Here is a 17,063-nt window from a genome sequence, read left to right on the forward strand (position 1 = left end):
TTTTATACATGATTCCGATTGATTTTGTCAAACCCAACCTCAAGCCGAGGCCAGGACGTAGCCTTCGCGGATCATGGCGAAGGACGGCCGCTCCAGGCCCAAGGCCCGCCCGACGAGATCCTGCGGCCGCGGGATCTTCTGGGGCCGGAAAGCCACCCGGAGGACGAGACGGACGCCGACTCCGTCCGCCTCGACCGCCTCCAGCCAGTCGAAGGCCGGATCGGCTGCGGCGGCCGATCGGACCGCCGCCGCCGCCTCGTCCGGATCGGGCGGATCGGCGAACGCGGGATCCCGAAGATCGACCGCATAGATCATCCCCCGGATGCGCTCTTGAAATGGGCGCTCGGTCGGTCCCCGTCGGCTCAAGGCGTTGAATCGGAGGCCGCCCGGGGATACGGCGTTGAGGGCGCTTAGGAACTCGGGCTCGTCTATCTCCCGCCCCGACTTGAACTCCATGAACTCGTCTCCCCCGCCCATCCCCAAAGGCAGCGCCGGCCCGAACGACATGACCGGCTTGGGGTGGAATCCCTCGCTAAAGGCAGTCTCCGCCCCGGCTCGGCGGAACACACGCTGCAGGGCGTTGACGAGGTCGTTGTGCCCGAGGAACCGGGCCGGCCCTTCTTTGGCGTATCGGACGAGATAGCGAATCGGGGCTTCAGCCGGCCGGCCCAGGAACGCGGGCCCGGCATCGGGCCCGAGATCGATCCGCTCCGGCCCGGGTCCCCGCTTGTCCATCCCCGTCTCGCAGCCCCGACAATCACCGCATTCGCGGCTCTCGCAGGAAGGGGTCGTCTCGGCCTGCAAGGCCAGCTCCAGCTCGCGGCGAAGGAACTCGGGCTTCATTCCCGTCGCGATGGCGTCCCATGGCAAGGGGGCGCCCGGCTCGATGGCCCGAAGATAATCGCCGGAGTCGATCCCGGATCGCCGGAACGCGTCATCCCAAAGCTCGGGCCGGAATTGATCGTTCCAGCCGTCGAAGCGCGCCCCGGCTTCCCAGGCTCCCAGCAGAACGTTGTGCAGCCTCCGATCGCCCCGCGAGAAGGCCGCCTCCAAAACAGATTGCCGAATGTCGTGGGTCTTGATCTCGATCGAGCGATCCCGCCCGAGGGCGGCCCGAACCCGCATCTGCTTGTCCCGCAGCCGCCCGGGCGAGTCCATGGCCATCCACTGGAACGGCGTGTGCGGCTTGGGGATGAAAGAGGCCAGACTGACATGGATGCGGGGCGGACCGCCGAGGATGGCCCGTCCGCGGGCCAAGAGCTCGCGGACTAGGATCGGGATGGCCGCCACATCCTCGTCCGTCTCGGTCGGGAGCCCGATCATGAAGTAGAGCTTAAGCAGCCGCCAGCCCCGGCGGAAGGCGCTCTCGGCCGCGGACCACAGGTCGCGATCCTCGAGATGTTTGTTGATGACCCGACGCAGGCGTTCCGTGGCCGCTTCCGGAACCAGGGTGAATCCTGTCCGACGCACTTTGGTGATCGCTTCGACGATCTCCGGCGATAGCCGTTTCGGGCGGAGCGAAGACAGCGATAAAGAGATGCGCCGCGGAGCCAGCCGCGCCATCAGAGCTTCGATGACGGGCTCGAGGCAGGGATAGTCGCCGACCGAGAGGCCGAAGAGGGAAGCGTCCTCGTAGCCGGTGGCGTCCAGGCTGGCCAGGACGGTCTTGACGACGCTTTCCGGGCTCTTGGTCCGATGGGGATGATAAAGGCTGGTCGCTTGGCAGAAGCGGCACTTCTGCGGGCAGCCTCGGGCCACCTCGACGGCCACCCGGTCGAAAACGGCCTGAAGGTTGGGCACGACGATTTTTTCGGGGAAAGGCGAATCCGCGAAACCGGCCAGAACCCGCTTGCGGACCCTGGCCGGCACGGCGCTTCCCGGCCGGGGCCGGACGGCTTGCAGCGGCGAGCCCGCCGCTTCCCATGTCTCGTAAAGGGAAGGAACATAGACGCCGGGAATCCGAGCCAGCGCGGCGATGGCCGTCGCCCGATCCGGCGCGGTCCGGCGGACCACGTCCCAGGCATCCAGGATTTCGAGCAAGCCTTCTTCGCCGTCGCCGAGGAAGAAGGCGTCGAAGACGCGGGCCAGGGGCTCGGGATTGAACGCGGCCGGGCCCCCCGCCAGGATCAGAGGGTGGGCCGCCGTCCGGTCGGCCGCGGCGATCGGGATCCGGCCCAGGTCAAGGATGGTCAGCACGTTCGTGTCGTTCAGCTCGTAGAGCAGGGAAAAAGCGACGGCGTCGAAGGCGTCGAGCGGGAGGCCGTTCTCGAGCGACCGCAGCGGCTCCCCGGTCCGGCGAAGTGCGGCCTCGAAGTCGGGCCAGGGGGCGAAGACCCGCTCGGCCAGGATGTCCGACCGACGATTGGCCCGATCGTAGAGGATCTTCTGGCCGAGATAGGACATGCCGATCTCGTAGACGTCCGGGAAGGCCAGGGCGACCCTGATCCGGGCCGCTGCGGGATCTTTGCGGATCTCGTTCCACTCGCCGCCGGCATAGCGGGCCGGCTTCTCGACCGAGCGCAAAGCCGGTTCAGACATTTGCGAATCGGCGCATTTTAACGTTCAGGACGAGGCCGACGGCCAAGAAGGTCGAGACGAGTGAGGAGCCGCCGTAGCTCAACAGCGGGATGGGAATGCCGGTGATCGGGAACAGCCCGATGATCATGAAGACGTTGACCAGGAACGGGAAGGTGATCATGCAGCCGACCAGGAAAATGATATACAGCCCGGCCCGATCCCGGGTCTTGCCGACGGCCCGGAAGATCCGCAGCACCAAGGCGAAGTACAGCCCCAGGACGATGATCACCCCAACGAAGCCGAACTCCTCCCCCAGAACGGAGAAGACGAAGTCGGTATGGCGGGCCGGCAGGAAGCGGAGCTGGCTCTGGCTCCCCCGCAAAAAGCCCTTGCCGAGCCAGCCGCCGGCGCCGATGGCGATCTTGGACTGCAGAACGTGATAGCCGGCTCCCCGCGGGTCGAGGGTGGGATTGAGGACGGTCCGCAGCCGGACCTTCTGGTAATCGTGCAGCAGAAAGTTCCAGCCGAAGAAACCGAGCAGAATCGCGGCCACCAGCAGGATGACCAGGGTTTTGCGGTTCAGTCCGGCCAGGGCCAGGCAGCCGAACCAGATCGGCAGTATGCTCATGGCCGTGCCCATGTCCGGCTGCATGGCCACCAGGACGATGGGCGGCAGGGCGACCGCCGCGCTCATGGCCGCGGCGCCGAAGCTGACATAGGACCGCTTGTACTCGGCGAAAACGCGGGCCAGCAGGAGCAGGACCGCGATCTTGACCATCTCCGACGGTTGGCCGCCCATGAAAGCCAGTCCGATCCAGCTTTTGGCCCCGCCCTTGGCCTTGCCGAAGGCGAGCAGGAAACCGAGGACAAAGAGCAGCAGGATCAGGGCGTACGGCGCCATCGTCATCAGCAGCTTGTAGTCGAAGGCCAGGCAGGCGAACATCAGGGCCAAGGCAATCAGGAGCCAGAGAGCCTGCTTCAGGGCCGGGGCCCCGGGCGAGATGTGCGAAGCGCTGAAGATGAGCAGCAGGCCGATGGCCGCATTGGCCAGCAGCAGCCCGATCAGAATCCAGTCAATTTCCCGCAGGTGGATTCGGTCCAGCATATTTGGCCTTGTAGAGATTAAAAAGCTCGCGGGCGACCGGCGCGGCCGTCGCGCCTCCCAACCCGCCGAATTCGATCAGGATGGCGACGACGATCTGCGGATCGTTGCGCGGGGCGAAACCGACGAACCAGGAATGGGTCTTGCGCTGTCGCGACTGGGGGCTGATTCGATCCGCTTTTTCAGAGCTGATCGTCTGGGTCGAACCGGTCTTGCCGCAGACGTCGAACCCCTCGACCCGGGCCCCCTGCCCCGTGCCTTGGGCGTTGACCGAGCGCCACATACCCTCGACGACCGCATCCATGGCGTCCCGGGTCAGGCCCGGGACCTCGGTCGGCGTTCCGGCCGCCTCTCCTATCACCAGCCGCGGCCGAACGGACCGGCCCCGGTTGGCGATCAGGGCCGTGACGGCGGCCATCTGCAGCGGCGTCACTTGGAGGGGGCCCTGGCCGATGGCGACCGAGATGGTCTCTCCGGGGAACCAGGCCGTCTTGCGGGTCAGCTTCTTCCACTCCGGGGTCGGAACCAGCCCCTCCTTCTCGCCGGGGATGTCGATGCCGGTCTTGCGGCCGAGGCCCATACGTTGGGCATAAGCGGCGATCGTGTCGATGCCCAGCCGGCGTCCCAAATTGTAGAAGTAGATGTTGCAGGAATAACGGATTGCGTCGGTCATGGTCAGAGCGCCGTGGACCCCCATGCAGGAGAAGCTGTTGCCGTAGATCTCGATTTCGCCGCCGCAGACGAACTGGGTCGACGGCACGATGGATCCCGACTCCAGGCCGGCCGAGGCCATGACGATCTTAAAGGTCGAGCCGGGCGAATAGAGGCCTTGGATGGCCCGGTTGAGCAGGGGACGGTCCGGGCTGCCGACGAGACCCGTCCACTCCTCCGGAGTGAATCGGTTGATGAACTTATTGGGATCGTAGGTCGGGAAGCTGGCTAGGGCCAGGACATCGCCGGTCTTGGCCGAGAGGACGACGACGGCCCCTTCTTTGCCGCGCAGGAGGTCTTGAGCTTTGGCCTGGAGGTCATAATCCAGGGCCAGATGCAGTCCGGAGGCCGCTTCCGGCGCGACGTTCATCGCCTCACTCTGCTTGCGGCCCAGGCTGTCGACCACCTCGACGATCTGCCCTTCGCGCCCGGTCAAGTCGTTCTCGTAGCCTGCTTCAATCCCCGTCTTGCCGACCATGTCGCCCGGCCGCCGCCGGTCTTTATAGACCGTCCGCAGCTCCTCGGGCGTCAATTCCTGGAGATAGCCGAGGGAGTGGGCGGCGAACTCGCCGAACGGATAGGTTCGCTTGGGCTCGGTTTCGATGATCAGCTCGGGCAGCTGGGCCTTGCGCGCTTCCAGCATGGCCACTTCCTCTTGGCTCAGCTCGTCCTTGACGACGATCGGACGGAAGGCCGGCTCGGCCGCGTACCTCTCGATCCGCTCGCGGATGACGGCCGGCTCGAGCGACAACAGCCGGGCCGCCGCGAGGATGGATGCCTCCAGGTTTTTGGTGTTCTCCCGAATCAGGGAGGCTTTGAACGAAGCCCGATTGTCGGCCAGGATGATCTTGCCGCTGCGATCGGTCAGAATCCCGCGCGGCGCGGGGACGATGATTTCCCTGGTCCGGTTGGCCTCGGCCCGGGCCAGAAAGCTGCCGTGGTCGAGGACCTGGATCTTCCAATAGAAAAAGATCAGGGCGACGAAAGCCGCGGCGATGATCGTCCGGACAAGCAGGGCCCGCTTCTGCAGGAGGCTCAGGTCCTCGTAGATCTTCTCACCGAACACGGGTCCTCCGGAAGCGTCGGAACAGGGCGAAGGCGGCCGCGCCGGCCAGGCCCGTCGCCACGGGACGCAGCAGCAGGCCCCCCCGCTGCCAGGGAATCGGTTCGGCGATCACGACGGCGTTCAGAACCAATCGCTCGCCCAAGGCCAGAGCGGAGAGTCCAGTCAGGAAGATGAACGAACGCAGGAAGGTCATAATGTTGATCCGACGCGAGATCCAGCCGGACAGGAAGCCGGCCACGATGAAAGCCGCGCCGGAGATGCCGAAGACGCCTAGCGAGAAGGCGTCGGCGAACAGGCCGGCCGCCGTCCCCATCACCGCCCCGGCCAGATCGCCCTTGACGATGGCGAACAGCAGGACGGCCACCAGGAAAGAATCCACCCCGAAAAACGAGGCGGCCAGGAAACGGCCCAGGACGGCGTGGACGAGAAAGGCGGCCATCAGGATCAGGCCGCCGTGCAGGACATCCCTCATCGTGTCTCTCCCGTCGCCGACGTCAGGACGGCCAGCGTCTTCAGGTTCCTGATCTCCAGATAGGGCCGGACGGCGATCGCCTTGAACAGGGCGGCCTCGGTCTTGATCGAGGCGATCCGGCCCACGGGGATGCCGGCCGGAAAGATCTTATCGTAGCCGGAGGTGACAAGCTCCTCCTCCACCTCTAGGGCCTCATTGGAAGCCTCGACGTACTTCATGCGGCATTGGCCGGTCCGCTCGTCGCCCGAAAGAACGCCCACGACCCGGGCCTTGACCGAGACCACACCGACGCCGCTGTTCTGGTTGGTCAGGAGCTCGACGGTGGCTTGGCGAATCGAAAGGGGCTTAATCGTACGGCCGACCAACCGGCCTTGAGCGTCGACGACCGGCATGTCCAGTCGCAGCCCATCGGCCGTGCCCCGGTCGATGACGATCGACTTGCGCACGTTCAGGGCGTCCACCCCGATGGCCGATGCGGTGATGAACGAGCCGTGGAGTCCGGACAGGACGCGGGAGGCGGCCTCCCGATCCTGCAGCCGCTCCAAGCCCCGGCCCATGATCAGGTTCTCCTGCCGCAGCTGGAACGTCTCTTCGCGCAGGTCCCGGTTTTGGGCCTCGACGTCCTTCAGGTAGAGGTAGCGGTTCCAGGCGCCGCTCAACAGGCCGTAAGCGCCGTTGAGCAGGCCTTCCACCGGCGACAGGACGATGAAAACGACCCGCTCAAGATAGCTGGGGGCCTCCCCGAGCGGTACCTGTAAGGAGATGAGCAAAAGGTGGACGAAAAGCAGGCCGCCCACCACCAGGAGCTTCCTGCGTTCGGGCCGGGCCAGGGGCATGATCCACCTTCCCGACGGCTTAAGGGATGGAAACCTTCTTCAGCAGCTCCATGTCGTCCAGCATCTTGCCCGCGCCCAGGACGACGGTGGTCAAGGGTTCCTCGGTGATGAAGACAGGGAGCTGCGTCTCCTCCCGGATCCGTTTGTCCAGGTTCTTGAGAAGGGAGCCGCCGCCGGTCAGGATGATGCCGCGGTCGATGATGTCGGCCGAGAGCTCGGGCGGGGTTTTCTCCAGGGCGATCCGGATGGCGTTGACGATGGCGGCCACGACTTCCTCCAGCGCCTCCCGGATCTCCTGGTCATCGATGACGATGGTCTTTGGGATGCCTTCGCGCAAGTCGCGGCCCTTGATCTCCATGGTGATCGGCTCGTCCAGCGGGTAAGCCGAGCCGATGGTCATCTTGACCATCTCGGCCGACCGCTCGCCGATCAGGAGGTTGTATTTCTTCTTCAGGTACCCGATGATGGCTTCGTCCATCTCGTTGCCGGCGATCCGGATGGAATGGTTGAAGACGACACCGTCCAGCGAGATGACCGCGATGTCGGTCGTCCCGCCGCCGATGTCGACGACCATGTTGCCGGTCGGCTCGGAGATGGGCAGGTCCGCCCCGACGGCCGCGGCCATGGGCTGTTCGACCAGATAGACCTCAGTCGCCTTGGCCCGCATGGCCACGTCCTTGACCGCCCGCCGCTCGACCTGGGTGATTCCGGTCGGAATGCCGATGACGATCCGCGGCCGCAGCAGGAAGCCCTTGTTGTTGGTGGCTTTCTTAATAAAAAAGTCCAGCATCTTTTCAGCGATCTCGAAGTCGGCGATGACGCCGTCATGCATGGGCTTGATGGCCAGGACGTTGGCCGGGGTTTTGCCCAGCATGTCCTTGGCCCGCGTGCCGACCGCCTCGACCTTGCCCGTCTGCTTATTGACGACGACGATGGAGGGCTCTTGGATGATGATGCCCTTGCCCTTCAAATAAACCAGAGTATTGGCCGTGCCCAGATCGATGGCCAGATCGCAGAATAGGCGGTTCTTGAACCAGCGGACTACGCTCATGATGCATCCTTTGAATGCCACTTTTTAACACAATTTCGCTCTCCTGGCAAATGGAACGGCGGCCGCGGCCCGGATTCTTGACTCCCCCACGGTCCTGGGCTATAAGTAAGCCATCTTCCCGCAAGGAGTTCCGGATGCCCCAACAACCTTATGTCCCCGAGAAGACGAACATGAAGGAGTTCACCTTCCGGGCTCTGATCATCGGCCTCTTTCTGACCATCGTTCTCGGCGCGGCCAACGCCTACTTGGGGATGCGGGCCGGGATGACCATCGCCGCAACCTATCCCGCAGCCGTCATCGGCATGGCCGTTCTGAAGCTGATGAAAGGCTCGATCCTGGAAGAGAACATCGCCCGAACCGTCGGCTCGATCGGCGAGTCCGTGGCTGCCGGGGCCATCTTCACCCTCCCGGCCTTCCTCATCACCGGGGTCTGGGGCCAGCTCGACTACTTCAAGTCGACGCTCTTGATGTTCGTCGGCGGCTTCCTGGGCATCATGTTCGTGACCTTTCTGCGCCGGGTCATGGTCACGGACCCCGAGCTCGCTTTCCCGGAGTCCGTGGCCGCGGCCGAGATCCACAAGGCCGGCCAGCGGGGCAGCGCCGGGGCCAAGTTCCTGTTCCAGGCCATGGGCCTGGGCTCTTTGATTTACACCCTGGGCATGTTCCAGTTCTTCGCCGCCAGCAAGGATTTCATCATCCGGGTCGGTCGGCTGGGAACGAGCTTCGTCCGCATCGGCGGAGCCGCCGATTCACCGAAGATCGCAGCCGGCGGCACGGTGGCCGTCGCCGGTCCGGGCATCTTCCCGGCTTACCTGGGCGTCGGCTACATCATCGGGCCCCGGCTCGCGTCGCTCAACTTCGCCGGCGGCATCCTGGCTTGGGGTCTCTTCGCTCCCCTCCTGGTCTTCTTCCTCGGCCCCGAGCTGGTAGCCCAGCTGGCCGGGCCCGGGACGGCGGCGGCCTCCATCGATTGGTCGGCCAACGTCACCAACGTTTGGAAGTTCATCATCCGGCCGATCGCCGTCGGCGGCATGCTCGTCGGCGCCGGCTATACCCTGTTCAAGATGCGCAAGAGCCTCGGCGCGGGCATCAAGCGCTCCCTTAGCGACGTCAAAAAAGCCACCAGCCAGGCCCAGTCGACCTCCCGGCTGGAGAAGGATCTCAACATCAAGCTCGTCCTGGGCGGCTTGGCCCTGGCTTTCGTCATGATGATCTTCGTCTACCGCATGTTCACCGGCGCCTATCCCTCGGCCCTCATGGCGGCCGGAGTCATGGCCGTGGCCGGCTTTTTCTTCGCCGCCGTCTCCGGCAACCTGGTCGGGACGATCGGCGCCTCCAACAATCCGCTCTCCGGGCTGACGCTCTCCACGCTTATCATCGCCGCCCTGCTGATGGTCGCCATCGGAGTGTCCGGGACGCAAGGCCTGCTGGCCGTTCTTGGGGTGGCCACGGTGGTTTGCGTTTCCTCGGCCGTCGCCGGCGAGATGCTGCAGGACCTCAAGGTCGGCCATATCCTGGGCGGCACGCCCTGGAAGATGCAGGTCGGCAACCTGATCGGCATCCTGGTCGCTTCGCTGGTCCTCTATTTCCCGATCATGCTCCTGATCAAGTCGTTCGAGCTCGGCAGCAAGGACCTGCCCGCCCCGCAGGCCGGGCTGATGGCCGTTCTGGCCAAGGGCATCGTCGGCGGCGAGCTGGCCTGGCCGCTGGTCATCGTCGGCATGTTCATGGGCTTTGCCTTCATCCTCATCCAGGTCAAGTCGCCCATGCTCGTCGCCGTCGGTATGTACCTCCCGCTCGAAACCACCTTCGCCATCTTCGTCGGCGGCATGATCAAGGGACTCCTCGACAAGCGAGCGGCCAAGCGCGGCTGCAATCCGGGCCAGAAAGCCCGGCTTGAAAACGTCGGCATCCTCCTGGCGGCAGGCCTCATCGCCGGAGAAGGCTTGACCGCCTTGGTCCGAGCCCTGTGGAAGTTCCTCTTCATGAACAACATCATCCATTTCGACATCTTCAAGGTCTTCAAGGAGCCGAGCTATCTCGTCGGGCTGGCCGTCCTCGCCCTGATGGGCTGGTACCTCATCGCGGTGCCCCTCAAGAACGCCGGCGCCGCCGATGAACCTCCGCCGCCGTCGGCCGTCATCTGACGCCTTTAATCGTCCATCCCGCCCCATCCGTTCCGAAAACGGATGGGGCGTTTTTTGGGCCGACCTTGATCGGCTCTCCCGCCGCCGGTTTGTATCCAAGGCACGGAATCGACTACAATAGCGGAGGAGAGTCTATCCTTGGCTAAGCGCACCATCCTCAAGCTCGGGCACCCGACTTTGTCCCAGGTGTCCTCCCCGGTGGCCGAAGTCGACGCCGAAATCCGGACCCTTGTCCGCGACATGATCGAGACGATGCACAAGGCTCCGGGAATCGGTTTGTCGGCCCCCCAGCTCGACGTCAAGAAGCGGATCATCACCGTCGATCTGAGCGTCGGCGAGGATCCCGACGCCCTCTATGTCCTGCTCAACCCGGAGATCATCAGCCGCGAAGGCAAATGCGTCCGCGAAGAAGGCTGTCTGTCGGTCCCGGAGATCTACGAAAAAGTGGCTCGCCCCCAGACGATCGTCGTCAAGGGGATGGATGCCGAAGGCCGGGACGTGAAGATCGAAGCCGCAGACATTCTGGCCCGGGCCTTCTGCCACGAGATCGACCACCTCGACGGCAAGCTCTTCGTCGATTACCTATCGCCCCTCAAGCGGAGCCTCATCCGGAAAAAATTCAAGAAGCCCGAGGCAAAGAAAAAAACCTGATGCGAATCGTCTTTTTCGGAAGTCCGGGAGCCGCTCTCCCATCAATGACCGCCCTCCTTGCCGCCGGCCACCAGATTCCCTTGGTCGTGACTCGACCGGACCGCCCGGCCGGCCGTGGCCGCGTCCCAACCCCCTGCCCGGTCAAGGCTTTCGCCCTGGAGCGCGGCCTGCCCACTTACGAACCCGAGAAGATTCGCCAGGACCCCCAGGCCGTCGAGAGGCTCAGGGCGGCCCGGGCCGATATCCATATCGTCGTAGCCTACGGCCAGATCATGCCCGTTTCCATCATCGATCTGCCCCCGCGCCGGTCCCTGAACCTGCATTTTTCGCTCCTCCCGGCTTTCCGAGGGGCCTCTCCCGTCTGCTGGGCCATCCGCCGCGGCGAGATCCGGACCGGGGTCACCATCTTCCGGCTGAACGAGAAGATGGACGAGGGCGCCATCTACGCCTGCGCCGGGGAGGAGATCAAGCCCGACGACACGACCGGCTCGCTCGAAGAAAGGCTGGCCGTTTTGGGAGCGGGCCTGCTCGTCCGGACGCTGGCGAACATGGGTGCCATCATCCCCAAGCCCCAGGATCCCGAATCGGCCACCTACGCCCCCAAGCTCAAGAAAGAGGACGGCGCCATCGATTGGAGCGCCGAGGCGGGGCTCGTCGACAGGCATGTCCGGGCCATGCTTCCATGGCCGACGGCCTTCAGCTTTTCGGCTGGGGGGCGGATCATCGTGTTGGCCGGCAAATCCGTGCCGCGGCCGGGAGGGGCCGACCCTGCCCCGGAACCGGGGAGCGTCCTTTCGGCCGGGAAGACCGGCATCCTCGTCGCCTGCGGCGGAAGGACGGCCTATGCCATACTTCGCCTGCAGCCCGAAGGGCGCAAGCCCATGGACGCAGCGGCGTTTCTGGCGGGCGGCAAGCTCGCGGCCGGCCGCAGGCTGAGCGCGATTCCGCAAGCCTAACGCCAAGCGCGAGATCGGCCGCCTCTTACGCGAACGGACCCACCCCTTCAAGGGAAAATGCTTGGCCCGGTTCAGGGTTGGCTATTCTTCGAGAATGAACAGGTAGGGGTTGACCGAGGTCCCGTTAAGCCGAATCTCATAGTGGACATGCGGCCCCAGGGCTTTGCCCGTCTGGCCGACTTCTCCGATGACGTCGCCGCGCTTGACCCTTTGGCCGATCCGGCATTTGAAGGCGCTCATATGCCCATAAATAGTGGTGTATCCCAGACCGTGGTTGATCTGAACCGATAGGCCAAAAAGCTTGTCCGAGTTGATGGCGATGACGACGCCGTCGGCCGTGGCGACGATGGGATTGCCTAGAGCGGATGCGATATCAATCCCATAATGGAAAGTCTGCTTTCTGGTAAACGGATCCGGCCGCCAGCCGAACTGCGAAGTCAGAAGGCCGACTGTCGGGTAGATGGTCGGGGTTGAAGCCAGGCGGTTTTCCTGATTCTGGAAGAAACCGACCAGCGAATCCAGATTTTTCTGGATATCTTCAGTCTTTTGCTGGATATTTTTGAGATTGCCGGAGCCAATCGCAGGCGGAAGACCGGGGATGGTCTGGCCGCTGTCGGGAGTGTAACCGCCGCCGCCGATGCCGACTTCCTTTAGGACGTCCGGCGACTTGATCCCGGCCATGAGGTTGAGCTTTTTGACGTAATCATCAAAGGCCAGGATTCGTTTCTGCAGGGTCCCCAAGGTCGATTCATAATTGGCCAGGGTTTCCCTCTGCTTGGCGTTCTCGGCCGCCAAGTTCTTGTACTCACGGCCTTTGACCTGGATCCGAATATAATCCGCCGTGACTCCGAGGCCTATGACGACCACAAGGATCGCGATCCATTTGACGGCGTTGATCGTCCTTTTGGAGAAGGATAGCGTCCGGAAGCCCGATTTGGTATGCGGGACGATGATCAGGGAGAGGTGTTTCTTTCCCATGGTATCTTTTTACGTCCTTTTGATTACCACAGCCCAGAAATCGATGTCAAGGCCGAAGATTTCAGGCTCCGCATAGGACGCCTCCTCCGTTGACGCTTAGGACGGCTCCGGTGATGTGCCTGGCCAGGTCCGAAGCCAGAAAGAGGATCGGGCCGGCGATATCCTCCGGGGGGGGAATCCGCTTGAGGGGGATGGACTGCCGGACGCTCTCCCGGTAGGCCGCGTCGCCGAAGACCCCGGTGCACATGTCCGTATCGACCCAGCCCGGCGCGACGCAGTTGACGTTGATGTTCCAAGGCGCGAATTCCACCGCCCAGGACTTGGTCAGGGCGTTCATAGCACCCTTGGACGCGGCATAATGGGAGTGGAAGGCCTCCCCGCGGATGCCGGCCGTCGATCCGACGTTGACGATGGCTGACCTCGGCCTGGCTTTCAACAGCGGGAGAACGGCGTCGACGAGATAGAAGAGTCCGTCCAGGTTGACGGCCATCGTTTCGCGCCAGGCCTCGGCGTCCCCTGCCCCCATTTCGAGCGGGGTCCAGATACCGGCGTTATTGACGAGCGCATCAAGGCCGCCCCAACGCTCCGCCAGCGCGGCCGCCAACGATCGGACCTGATCCTCACTAGATAGCTCGACTTTATAAGTAAAGCAATTGCGGCCTATCTTTTCGACAGCTGATCGAACTTCAAGAGCGGCTTCTTCCCGGCATTGGTAAGTGATGGCGACATCGCTGCCCGCTTCGGCGAAAAGCAGGGCGGCCGCACGCCCGATGCCGCGCGACCCGCCGGTTATCAAAGTCCTCCGGCCGGTTAGATTGATCATCGTCTAACTATAACTCAAAGCGAAGTCTTTTGATTCATCAAATTGATGATACCGATATATCTCAGAGGCGAAGGGAATCACCTTCTCTCGCATGACCGCCATGTATTCCTCCGGAGTCGGCAGCTTGCCCTTCAGCGCGGTGACCGCGGCCAGCTCGGCCGAGCCGAGATAGACCCGGGCGCCATCCCCGATTCGGTCGTCAAAATTGCGGGTCGATGTGGAAAGGACGTTGGCTCCCGGCTGAACCCGGGCCTGGTTGCCCATGCAGAGGGAACAGCCCGGAATCTCGGTCCTGGCCCCGATCTGGGAGAGGATGGAATAAAAGCCTTCTTTCTTTAACTGGATCTCATCCATCTTTGTCGGTGGAGTGATCCAGATCCTTGTCTTGGGGTAAGGCGCCTTGTCCCAGATGCGCCCTGCGGCTCTAAAGTGGCCGATATTGACCATGCAGGAGCCGATGAAGACCTCGTCGATCCGATCCCCCGCCACCTCGGAGAGCCGCCTGACGTCGTCGGGATCGTTAGGGCAGGCCAGGATGGGCTCGGCGATCTCGGACAGGTCGATTTCCAGAACGGCGGCATAGGAAGCACTTGCGTCGGCCGCCGCGAGGGCCGGCTTGGCCAGCCAGGCCCGGGCCGCTTCGATCCGACGCCGCAGGGTATCGGCGGCCTGGTATCCGGACGAGATCATCTTCTCCATCAGGGCGATGTTGCTTTTCAAGAAAGCGGCGACCGTCGCGGGCCCTAAGGCGATGGAGCTGCCGGCCGCCGATCGCTCGGCCGAAGCGTCCGTAAGCTCGTAGGCCTGCTCCACGGTCAGGTCCGGCAGGCCCTCCATCTCCAGAATCCGGCCGTTGAAGACGTTTTTCTTGCCCTTCTTGACCACGGTCAAAAGCCCGCGTTGGATGGCGTAATACGGGATCGCGTTGACTGCATCCCGCAGCGTTATCCCGGGATTGAGGCGGCCTTTGAAACGGACCAGAACGGACTCCGGCATATCCAGCGGCATGAAACCCAACGCTCCGGCAAAGGCGACCAACCCCGATCCGGCCGGGAAGCTCAAGCCGATCGGGAATCGGGTGTGAGAGTCTCCTCCTGTGCCCATGGCATCGGGAAGCAGAAGCCGGTTGAGCCAGGAGTGGATGACCCCGTCGCCCGGCTTCAAGGCGACGCCCTTGCGGGCCACGACGAAGGCGGGCAGGGACTTGTGCATCTTGACGTCGGCTGCTTTGGGGTAGGCCGCGGTATGGCAGAACGACTGCATGAACAGGTCGGCCTGAAACTCCAGGCAAGCCAGCTCCTTGAGCTCGTCGGCGGTCATCGGCCCCGTCGTGTCCTGCGAGCCGACCGTTGTCATGTGGGGCTCGCAGGCCGTGCCCGGCAGAACACCGGGCATCCCGCAGGCCAGGCCGACGATCTTCTGGGCCTGGGAGAAGCCCTGGCCCGGCCGCGGCTCCGGATTGGCGACCTTGGTGAAGAAATCCGCCTCGGCCAAGCCGAGGGCGGCCCGGGCCTTGCCCGTCAAAGCCCGGCCGATGATCAGGTTCAGCCGGCCGCCGGCTCGGAACTCGTCCTGGAGCGTGGAGGGCTTGAGCGCGAAGCGCGACATCTCCCGGCCGCCTTCGTCCTTGAGGACGCCGGCCGCGAGGTCGAGGACGATCTGATCACCCGTCTTGAGGCCCGTCACATCGAGCTTCTCGATCGGCAGGGCGCCGGAATCCTCAGCGGTGTTGAAGAAGATCGGAGCGATCAGCCCGCCCAGGATCACACCGCCCCGCCGCTTATTGGGAACGAAGGGGATGTCCTCTCCGATATGCCAGAGGACCGAATTGCAGGCCGATTTGCGAGAAGAACCCGTGCCTACGACGTCACCGATGAAGGCGACCCGATGGCCCTCGGCCCTGAAGCGGGCGATCGTTTCCAGTCCCCCGGGGAACCGGGTCAGCCCCATGGCCAGGGCATGCAGGGGGATATCCGGCCGCGTCGCGGCATGCTTGGCCGGCGAAAAATCATCCGTGTTGATCTCCCCGTCGACCTTGAAAACCTTGAGCGTCATCGTCGCCGGCAGCCCGGGCCTGGCCAGGAACCACTCCCCCGCCGCCCAGGACTCTAGGACGGATCGGGCGGCGGCGTTTCGTTCGGACAGGCGGAGGACGGCCTCGAAGGCCCCGTAGACCAGGATGGTGGATTTCAGGGCCACGGCCGCTGCCGCGGACAGATCCTTGTCCTCCAAAAGGGCGACCAGGGGCCCGACATTGTACCCACCCAGCATCGTCCCGAGCATGAAGACGGCGTCGCCTCGCGTCACCGCCGGGGACTTCGTCCTTCCCTCGGCCACCCCGGCCAGCCATTCGGCCTTGACCTTGGCCGCCGGGTCGACTCCCGGCGAAACTCGTTCCCGTAGCAGCCCGATGAGCATTGTCTCTTTTCCGGCGAGAGGGGCCTCCAAAAGGCGGCAGATCTCAGCGGTCTCGTCGGGGCTCAGGGGCAGAGGCGGGATGCCCAGCGCCCGGCGCTCGGCTTCCATCTTGAAATAGCTCTCCAGCATGGGTCACTCCTCGGACGGGACTCTCCCGCGAACGTCGGGGGTCTTTAGGTATAAAAGAAAGGGACGGCGAGGTCAAGCCGGGGAGCCCGCCACGGGCCGGCGGCGGATTGCTTTCAGCTCGAACTTCCACTAAAATACGGGTCCCTTTTAGGGCTGACGAGCTCCCGGAAGGCGACGATAAGGATCGAACGGCCCGGGTACCCATTCCGGGTTCCACCAATACATCAAAGGAGCTTCCGCAATGAGAAAGAAGATCGCACTGATCGGCGGCGGCCAGATCGGCCAGATCCTGGCCATGCTGGCGGCCCAAAAGGAGATGGGGGACATCGTCATCCTGGATATCCCCGAGCTCGAGAATCCGGCCAAGGGCAAGGCCCTCGACCTGATGGAGATGGCGCCCCACGGCAATTACGACGCCACCATCACCGGGACCTCCGACTACAAGGACATCGCCGGCGCCGACGTCGTCATCGTCACGGCCGGCAAGCCCCGCCAAGCCGGCATGACCCGCGAGGACCTGCTGGCCGTCAACCTGCAGATCATCGAGACGGTGGCCAAGGGCGTCAAGCAGTACGCGCCCAAAGCTTTCTGCCTGATCGTCACCAACCCCCTCGACGCCATGGTTTACGCTTTCTACAAGATGACCGGCTTCCCCAAGCATCAGGTGCTGGGCATGGCCGGGACGCTCGATACGGCCCGCTGGCGCGCCTTCATCGCCATGGAACTGGGCGTATCGGTGGTCGACGTCGCCGGGACCGTCCTCGGCGGCCACGGCCCGGACATGGTCCCCCTGCCTCGCCTGACCACGGTCGGCGGCGTCCCCCTGACCGAGATCGCCTCCAAGGAGCTGATCGACAAGATCGCCCTGCGGACGCGCGAAGCCGGAACCGAGATCGTCAAGCTCTTCGGCAAAGGCTCGGCCTTCTTCAGCCCCGCCTGGAGTGCGATCGTCATGGCCGAAAGCTTCCTCAAGGACAAGAAACGCGTTCTCCCCGCCTGCGCCCTATGCGAGGGCGAATACGGCGTCAACGGCCTGTTCATCGGCGTCCCCTGCCTGATCGGAGCCAAGGGTCTGGAACGGATCTTCGAGATCAAGCTGAACGACGAGGAGAAGGCCCAGCTTCAGAAGACCATCGGTTCGGTCAAGAAGACCGTCGAGGAGACCAAGCTCTAAAACCGATTTGATCCGACTTCGTCTTTCCGGCC

Annotated in this window: 13 protein-coding genes; 4 read left to right on the plus strand and 9 right to left on the minus strand. The window is 64.0% G+C overall.

All coding sequences use genetic code 11. The features are described from left to right. Positions 1–39 precede the first annotated feature (39 nt). From NTZ26_06195 to NTZ26_06220, 6 genes are read right to left on the minus strand one after another with little or no spacing between them, the layout of a single operon-like run. Entirely contained in the window at positions 40–2,538 is a 2,499-nt protein-coding gene (locus tag NTZ26_06195; GenBank protein ID MCX6560091.1) for a TIGR03960 family B12-binding radical SAM protein, read from the minus strand. After that, entirely contained in the window at positions 2,531–3,622 is a 1,092-nt protein-coding gene (gene rodA, locus NTZ26_06200) for a rod shape-determining protein RodA (GenBank protein MCX6560092.1), read from the minus strand. The genes NTZ26_06195 and rodA overlap by 8 nt, the downstream gene beginning before the upstream one ends. Then, positions 3,591–5,396 (minus strand): penicillin-binding protein 2, encoded by a 1,806-nt coding sequence (gene mrdA / locus NTZ26_06205; protein MCX6560093.1) that lies wholly within the window; start codon positions 5,394–5,396, stop codon positions 3,591–3,593. Before mrdA ends, rodA begins: the two co-directional genes overlap by 32 nt. Next, positions 5,386–5,868 (minus strand): hypothetical protein, encoded by a 483-nt coding sequence (locus NTZ26_06210; GenBank protein MCX6560094.1) that lies wholly within the window; start codon positions 5,866–5,868, stop codon positions 5,386–5,388. Before NTZ26_06210 ends, mrdA begins: the two co-directional genes overlap by 11 nt. Then, positions 5,865–6,704: a rod shape-determining protein MreC gene (locus NTZ26_06215; GenBank protein MCX6560095.1), complete on the minus strand. Its 840-nt coding sequence runs from the start codon at positions 6,702–6,704 to the stop codon at positions 5,865–5,867. Before NTZ26_06215 ends, NTZ26_06210 begins: the two co-directional genes overlap by 4 nt. Before the next feature lie 19 nt (positions 6,705–6,723). Continuing rightward, complete coding sequence (locus tag NTZ26_06220) at positions 6,724–7,755, minus strand: rod shape-determining protein (GenBank protein ID MCX6560096.1); 1,032 nt, start codon at positions 7,753–7,755, stop codon at positions 6,724–6,726. A 134-nt stretch (positions 7,756–7,889) separates the two neighbouring features. Here NTZ26_06220 and NTZ26_06225 point away from each other — a divergent pair, with 134 nt between their 5' ends. From NTZ26_06225 to fmt, 3 genes are all read left to right on the plus strand, one after another. After that, positions 7,890–9,902, plus strand: a complete 2,013-nt coding sequence (locus NTZ26_06225) for an oligopeptide transporter, OPT family (GenBank protein MCX6560097.1) — start codon at positions 7,890–7,892, stop codon at positions 9,900–9,902. A 138-nt stretch (positions 9,903–10,040) separates the two neighbouring features. Next, on the plus strand, positions 10,041–10,553 hold the full coding sequence (def, locus tag NTZ26_06230; protein MCX6560098.1) for a peptide deformylase: 513 nt from the start codon (positions 10,041–10,043) through the stop codon (positions 10,551–10,553). After that, positions 10,553–11,509: a methionyl-tRNA formyltransferase gene (fmt, locus tag NTZ26_06235; GenBank protein ID MCX6560099.1), complete on the plus strand. Its 957-nt coding sequence runs from the start codon at positions 10,553–10,555 to the stop codon at positions 11,507–11,509. The genes def and fmt overlap by 1 nt, the downstream gene beginning before the upstream one ends. A gap of 81 nt (positions 11,510–11,590) precedes the next feature. On the opposite strand, the gene NTZ26_06240 is transcribed toward fmt, so the two are convergent. From NTZ26_06240 to acnB, 3 genes are all read right to left on the minus strand, one after another. Next, the gene (locus NTZ26_06240; GenBank protein MCX6560100.1) at positions 11,591–12,487 is read right to left on the minus strand and encodes a M23 family metallopeptidase; all 897 of its coding nucleotides are present in this window, start codon (positions 12,485–12,487) and stop codon (positions 11,591–11,593) included. 61 nt (positions 12,488–12,548) lie between these two features. Continuing rightward, positions 12,549–13,310, minus strand: coding sequence for an SDR family NAD(P)-dependent oxidoreductase (locus tag NTZ26_06245; protein ID MCX6560101.1), 762 nt, complete (start codon positions 13,308–13,310; stop codon positions 12,549–12,551). A gap of 3 nt (positions 13,311–13,313) precedes the next feature. Then, the gene (gene acnB / locus NTZ26_06250) at positions 13,314–15,857 is read right to left on the minus strand and encodes a bifunctional aconitate hydratase 2/2-methylisocitrate dehydratase (GenBank protein MCX6560102.1); all 2,544 of its coding nucleotides are present in this window, start codon (positions 15,855–15,857) and stop codon (positions 13,314–13,316) included. Positions 15,858–16,098: 241 nt separating this feature from the next. On the opposite strand from acnB, the gene mdh reads away from it, so the two are divergent. Next, positions 16,099–17,031, plus strand: a complete 933-nt coding sequence (gene mdh / locus NTZ26_06255; protein ID MCX6560103.1) for a malate dehydrogenase — start codon at positions 16,099–16,101, stop codon at positions 17,029–17,031. The last annotated feature ends 32 nt before the right edge of the window (positions 17,032–17,063 follow it).

The organism is Candidatus Aminicenantes bacterium (assembly GCA_026393855.1).
Classification (GTDB): domain Bacteria; phylum Acidobacteriota; class Aminicenantia; order Aminicenantales; family UBA4085; genus UBA4085.